At 62.7% G+C, this 6636-nt stretch carries 5 protein-coding genes; 3 read left to right on the forward strand and 2 right to left on the reverse strand.

Features of this window, described 5'->3' with window-relative positions:
- Positions 1-443 precede the first annotated feature (443 nt).
- A complete protein-coding gene (locus KBY96_RS16010) occupies positions 444-1121 on the forward strand; it encodes a hypothetical protein (protein WP_254980549.1) in 678 nt (225 codons plus the stop codon).
- 65 nt (positions 1122-1186) lie between these two features.
- Positions 1187-1429 carry a hypothetical protein gene (locus KBY96_RS16015; RefSeq protein WP_254980550.1) on the forward strand — a complete coding sequence of 81 codons (243 nt, stop codon included), beginning with the start codon at positions 1187-1189 and terminating at the stop codon, positions 1427-1429.
- A 7-nt stretch (positions 1430-1436) separates the two neighbouring features.
- Here KBY96_RS16015 and KBY96_RS16020 read toward each other — a convergent pair whose 3' ends face one another.
- Both KBY96_RS16020 and KBY96_RS16025 read right to left on the reverse strand, forming a co-directional pair.
- A complete protein-coding gene (locus tag KBY96_RS16020; RefSeq protein ID WP_254980551.1) occupies positions 1437-2699 on the reverse strand; it encodes an anaerobic sulfatase maturase in 1263 nt (420 codons plus the stop codon).
- A complete protein-coding gene (locus KBY96_RS16025; RefSeq protein ID WP_254980552.1) occupies positions 2696-4867 on the reverse strand; it encodes an arylsulfatase in 2172 nt (723 codons plus the stop codon). The genes KBY96_RS16020 and KBY96_RS16025 overlap by 4 nt, the downstream gene beginning before the upstream one ends.
- Positions 4868-5640: 773 nt before the next feature.
- Between KBY96_RS16025 and grrP the strand changes: the two genes are divergently transcribed.
- Entirely contained in the window at positions 5641-6513 is an 873-nt protein-coding gene (gene grrP / locus KBY96_RS16030) for an extracellular substrate binding-like orphan protein GrrP (RefSeq protein ID WP_254980553.1), read from the forward strand.
- Positions 6514-6636: the final 123 nt, after the last annotated feature.

Raw genomic sequence — 6636 nt, forward strand, 5'->3', positions numbered from 1 at the left:
TGACGCCTGGTTTCAAGTGTGCTGAGGGTGGTGATCGGACGATCCCGGCCTTCACGAACGATCACGCAGCAGCCGCACCGCCCTCCTTCCCATCGGCGCGGCCGAGCTTGATCTCGAACTCATCGCCGGGCTGTAGGCCGAGCTGGGCTTTCAGGACCCCCAATACATGACGAGTTGTTCGCTTCGGTGACGGGCTCGCAAAAGACCGAATCGTGAGCTTGAAGCATACAGATGGAGAGCCGGTAAGCATAGCTGTGCGCTGGCGAAGGACTATGGGATACGCCGAGACCAGCCTCACGTGGACACGCCCCTTACTGAACCAATGGAGTCCGAGTGCAGTGTGCAGGCTTGGCTCCAACTTGGCTCTAAACGACGCCTGAAGGCTTGAAGGCCCAAACCTCTATGCTTCAATCAAATGGCGGGCAATCCCAATGTCAACGCGGATGAAGGCACTGGTGGCCGCAGTGGCAGGCCTAAGCAGCACTGGGATTGTGGTTCTCCCCACTGCTGTCTATGCCCAGAGCACTTCGGAAGGCAGCACAGGGTTCGTTGCTGAATCAGGCTCCGACGTCGTCTCACAAAACACGATTGAACTGCCCGTCCAGTCCGGCACTGACCTCTCTGCGGATACCACTGCTGATCAGACCATTGAGGAGGCTAATCAGCCGGCGGTTGAGGCGTCAACAAACAGTGAGCCCTGGCGTAGCACGGTGGAGCTGTATGGGTTCGCTCCCCTGAAAACCACAGGAACCGTACGGGTCAGAGGATTCGAGGCAGATCTGGATCTGGATCTGGGGGATGTGCTCTCCGCTCTTGAGTTTGCGGCCTATGTGCGCGGCAGTGTTGAACGTGGCCGCTGGGGACTGCTCACTGATCTCAGCTACGCCAGGCTGGGTGCCGCTGGTGCCAGCACAGCCCCGAGTGGACTCCGTACTGGCAAGGCTGAGGTGAGCAGTTCGCTGGGTATCTACGACCTGGCGGTGCGCTACCGCTTCGGAGAGCCGGAGGCCGCCATCGGTGAGAAAGGCTCCTACACCATCATCCCTTACGTGGGGGTGCGGGTGATCGACACCAATCTGGATGGGACGTGGAGGTGCAGGGCCTGGGCCCACTGGGCCTGAGCCGCGAGCGCGAGGGAAGCTTTGGGCGGACCTGGGCCCAGCCCCTGGTGGGCATGCAGGGCAGCGTGTTTCTTTCACCTCGCCTGCGGGCCTTCGCCAGAGCCGACATCGGCGGTTTCGGGCTCAGCGGCGATCAGGACCTGTCCGGCAATGCCCAGGTGGGTGTGGGCTATGCCGTGGGTAACAACACCAACCTGACGTTGTCCTGGCGGTACCAGGGAGTCAAGTACCGAAACGATCGCAATCCCAGCAGTGGCTTCAGCAACTATGAAAACGGCATCGAGATGGGCGTGAAGTTCTTCTTTTAATCCCCGCTCATCCTCCTTTGGCGCTGGTCTGGCTGGTGTTGATGATCAGCGGCGCATCGATCGCCTGCATGATCAGCGATGCCGGCAGGTTATTGCTCAGCAGGGTGGCCATGGGGCGCAGGTATTTGCGGATGTGGCGGAAGAATGCCTTGTAGCCCGGGCAGAGGTAGTGAAGACCGGGCTCACCATCGGGTGTGGTGGTGAAGCGGTGCTTGGGACAGCCACCCCAGCAGGCCTGCTTCACCTCGCACTCCTGGCAGTGGCGCGGCAGGGTCGACTTCTTATGGGGGCCGAACCCTGAGGCCACCGAGCGCTCCACCATGGTGCCGAGCTCGTCATGGAGCACATCGCCCAAGCGGTATTCGGGATACACGTAGTGGTCGCAGGCGAACACACTGCCGTCGTGCTCAATCGCCACGGCGCGGCCGCACGTTTCTGAGAAAATACACACCGGCGATGGTTCCCCCATCCAGGCTGTGAGCGCCCACTCGAAATTCATCACGAAGGTGCTACCCACGTCATGGCGCACCCACTCCTCATAGATGGCGATCAGGAAGTCGCCATAGACCTCCGGCTCCACCGTCCAGGGGGTGACCCGCGTGTTGGGCTCCTGCTGATCCAGCAGCGCCGGCCGCGCCAGCCAGAGGCCCAGGGCCTCGGTGTCAGCGTCGGGTTCACGCTCGATGATCGGCGTGAACTGGATGTAGGCAATGCCCGCCTGCTTGAAGAAGCGGTACACCTCCAGGGGATGGTGCGCGGTGTCACGGCCCACGCAAGCGAGGGCATTGAACTCCACGCCGTGCTGCTGCAGCAGGCGCACGCCCCGCATCACCCGCTCGAAGGTGCCCTGGCCCCTGCGGTCCTTGCGGTAGCGGTCATGGATCTCCTCGGGGCCATCGAGGCTGACGCCGATGAAGAAGTCGTTGGCCTTGAAGAACTGGCACCAGTCGTCGTCGAGCAGCAAGGCGTTGGTCTGCAGCACGTTGCGGATCGTCTTGCTGGCGCGGTGGGGCTGCTGCAACTCCACTACGCGGCGGAAGAAATCGAGGCCAAGCAGGGTGGGTTCTCCGCCATGCCACACGAACTCCACCACCGGCGTGGGCTGGGCGGCCACGTACTGGGCGATGTAGGTGGCCAGCACCTCTTCCGACATCCTGTGGGGCTGGTGCGCCGGGAAGAGCTCCCGCTTCTCGAGGTAGAAGCAGTAGTCGCAGGCGATGTTGCAGAGCGAGCCGTTGGGCTTGGCCAGCACGTGGATGCCGGTGCTCATCGGCCTGCTGCTGCAGCTGCTGGGATCTCCACCGTGAGCCTGGGGATCCGCCCCGTAAAGCGTGACCGGCGTTCAGCGCCGATCGCCTCCACCACCGGGGTACCCAGGTCGATACCCACATCGGCCGTTTCGTCAGCCGAGAAGATGATCGGTTGGGTGCGGGGAATGTGTTCTCTTCCGACCGCCTTGTCGTTCACGCTGAGGGTGCCAAGGCCCCCCTTGCCGAGGCCATCGCCGTCGTAAGCGAAGGTGAAGCGGATGGTGGCCTTGCCGGGCTTGAGCGGCTCGGTGCCACTCACGGTGGTGCGCTCGATGCCCAGGAAGTTGTAGTGGTAGGCCGGCACGCCATCCTTGATATACAGCGACCAGCCGCCGAATCGCCCGCCCTGGGCAATCAGCGTGCCGTTGGCCCTGCCCTCCGGTACCTCAATCTCAGCGGTGATCGTTTTGGAGGTGTTCTTGATGTTCAGGAACACGTTCTCGCTCATGCCCACCATGCCATCGGCGAGGGTGAGCGAGGTGCGACCCGCCATCAGGTCGGGCCGGCCGGCCAGCTGGGCATTCACTCGGGCGATTGCCCGATCATCGATCGGCAGCACCTGGTTGTTCTTGGCTTCCTGCAGGAACAGTGCTTTCAATTCGTCAAGCTTTTGGGGATTCGTTGCGGCCTGGTCTTTGACCAGGCTGAAGTCGCTGCGGGTGTCGTAGAGCTCCCAGCCCGAATCGTCGTTCAATGGTCGGCGGGGATTCGCCTCCCATGGGGCCTTGTGGATCACCCGAGCAAACCAGCCTTCGTGATAGAGAGCACGGTTGCCGAACATTTCGAAGTACTGGGTGGTGTGCCGCTCCCTGGCCTTGGCATCATCAAAGCTATAGATCATGCTTACGCCATCCATCGGCCGCTGGCGGGTGCCGTTCACTGTGGTGGGCTGGGGCAGGCCGGCCGCCTCCAGGATGGTGGGGGCGATATCAATCACATGGTGGAACTGGGGTCGCACTCCGCCCTTGCTACGGATGCCGGCGGGCCAGTGCACCGCCACACCCACCTTGGTGCCGCCATGGTCTGAGGCCACTTGCTTGGTCCAGGCAAAGGGTGTGTCCAGAGCCACGGCCCAGCCCGCCGCCATGTGTGGGTAGGTTTCAGGACCGCCCCACTTGTCGACGACCTTGAGCATGTCCTCGACCTTTTCAGGCACGTTGTTGAAATACGTCATTTCGTTCAACATGCCATTGGCACCGCCCTCGGCACTGGTTCCGTTGTCGCCAGCGATGTAAATCACCAGGGTGTTCTCCAGTTGGCCGACGTCGTCTACCGCCTGAATCAGTCGGCCGATTTCGTGATCGGTCATCTCCAGGAAAGCGGCAAAGACCTCAAACTGGCGGCTGAACAGCCGTTTCTGATCGGCGCTCAGGGTCGACCAGTCGGGAATGAAGTCGGGCTTGGAGGCGAGTGGTGTGCCCCTCGGCACCACACCGCGTTGGATCTGTCGCGCCAGGATCTGCTCCCTCAGTGCATCCCAGCCCTGGTCGAATTTGCCCCGCCAACGGCTGATCCATTCCCTTGGCACATGGTGGGGAGCGTGTACGGCGCCAGGAGCGAAATAGATCAAGAAGGGACGATCCGGGGTCAGGGCCTTCTGGAATTTCATCCAGTCGACTGCTTGGTTCGTCATATCCGTCATAAAGTGGTATGTCGGATCTTCTGGAATCTCCACGCGCTGGGTACCGTCATAGATGAATGGGGCCCAGTGATTGGTTTCGCCGCCTAGAAACCCGTAGAATTTGTCGAAGCCCTGGCGTGTGGGCCAGCGATCAAAGGGGCCGGAGACACTGGCCTCCCAGGCCGCAGTTTCATGCCACTTGCCGAAGGCAGCGGTGCTGTAGCCGTTCAGGCGCAGCATCTCCGCCATCGGCGCCACATCATTGGGGATCTGGCCGGTGTTACCAGGGAAGGCCGTGCCGGTTTCGATGATCCCTCCCATGTTGGCCACGTGGTGGTTTCGCCCGCTCTTGAGGGCCGCGCGGGTGGGGGAGCTGACGGCGGTGGTGTGGAAGTTGTTGTACCGCAGGCCACCGTCGGCTAGTCGGTCGAAGGTGGGGGTGGGGATGGGCCCGCCAAAGCCGCTGGTACCGGCAAACCCCAGGTCGTCAACCAGGATCACGATCACATTCGGGGCCTGCTCCGGTGCCTTCACTTCAAACCGTGGTGGCGGTGTGGCATTGCGCACGTCGAGTTCGCTCACGGCGGGCCGGCCGGGCTCGGCAATCGGCAGACGGGTGCGATCCAGCCGGGGCGCGGCGGCAGCCGCCTGCCCACAACCGGCGGCACAGGCAGCTCCCAGGGCCAGGCCCAGGGCGCGAGCTGGAATGGACAGGTTCATGGGGTCCCGCAAAGCCGTTGAGGCTGCTTTTGGTTTAGGTCCGCCCGAAGGTGCCGTCCATTGGCAGCGAGGTTTTTGTAATCAACCCTTTGGGGGCTGTATTGAGCGAATAGCCGGACCCTCAGTCACGCACCACCGCCATGGAAGCAGTTCAATGTTGGCAAGGCGCCAGGCGTTGTTGAACCAGGCTTCCAATGAGCCGTACAGATGTACAGCCGGACGATGACGTTTGCTGCATCTGCTCCGGCGCGGCGAACACGGGTGGAACAGGCGTGGGTTTGTTCGTCTGCGGAGAGCTCTGGGGCATCATGGCGCCCGCTCTCGTCGATTGAGCCACCACCACGTTTCACCGCCGGAGTGAGCGACGCAGGTGACGATTTCACCGCCTTTGTCCGTGCCCGCACCCTCCCCTGTGGAGCTGGGATCAGAGTTATGGCCAGTCCTCTGTTCCAGGCCAATCTTCAGTGGCTCTTGCTCTGCCGATTTCCAGCACGCGAGCCAACCAAGGCAGCCGCTCTCGAAGCCTCTGGCCGAGCGGTTTCCGGATCGTTGTTCTGGCCTTGGCGGCACTGCTCATGGGCACCTCCGGGGCCCAGGCGGCACGGGCTGAAACCGTCGTCGAACGGGCCGCCCGCACGGGCGTGATCACCCTGGGTGGCCGCACCGATCTGGTGCCTTACTCCTTCCTGAACGATCAAGGGGAGCTGGTGGGCTATGGGGTCGATGTGGCCCGGCGGATCGAGGCGGAGGTATCGCGCTACCTCGGCAAGCCCGTGAGGGTGGAGTTCGAGGCCGTGAGCGATCCTGACACCTTGTTCAAGCAGGTGAGCCGTGGTGAGATCGCTCTCTCCTGCGGCGCCCAGTTCACCTGGGAGCGGGAGATGTTCGTGGACTTCTCCATCCCCTTCAGCCTTTCCGGTATCCGCATCCTCACCCGGGCGAACGGGTTCAGCGGCACCCCCGACTCCCTCGCCGGCAAGCGGATCGCCGTGGTGCCGGGCTCCCTCGGGGAGAAGGCGGTGCGTGATCTGAGGCCCCAGGCCATCCGGGTGGCGGTGCCCGGCCTCAAGGAGGGTGTGGCATCGCTCACGGCCGGCAGGGTGGACGGGTTCGCTGGCGACTCCATCCTGCTGGCGGGCGCTGTTGCTGCCGCCGCCAGCCCGGGTCTGGCCCTGGTGCCGGAGGACCCGCTGGTGCGCTATGCCGTGGGCTGCATGATGCCGGAGAACAACTCCACCTTCCGCAACCTGGTGAATCTGGCCATCGCCCAGATGATTCAGGGCTATGTGATCGACGAGCCAGCCGCCACTGCCACGGTGAACCGCTGGCTTGGTCCCGGTGGTGTGCTGGAGCTTCCCCCGGAGCTGATCAAGGCCTACTTCCAGACCGTGCTGCTGAACCACGAGCAGATCAACGTTCCCACCACTCGCTAAGGAACCTCTGGGCAACGAGCCCTGAAAGAGAGGCCAAGGTTCCAATTTGCTCGGAATGAACAATTTTTGGCGGATCTGAGCCTCGATTGGCCTGATTTCACCTTTCTGGGAGCCGAAACTTGC

It is taken from the genome of Cyanobium sp. ATX 6A2 (assembly GCF_024346355.1).
Classification (GTDB): domain Bacteria; phylum Cyanobacteriota; class Cyanobacteriia; order PCC-6307; family Cyanobiaceae; genus NIES-981.

What these genes read in the sequence shown, in the direction of transcription:
- KBY96_RS16020 (WP_254980551.1), bottom strand. Translation starts at nt 2,699, where the DNA reads ATGAGCACCGGCATCCACGTGCTGGCCAAGCCCAACGGCTCGCTCTGC.
- KBY96_RS16010 (WP_254980549.1), top strand. Translation starts at nt 444, where the DNA reads ATGAAGGCACTGGTGGCCGCAGTGGCAGGCCTAAGCAGCACTGGGATT.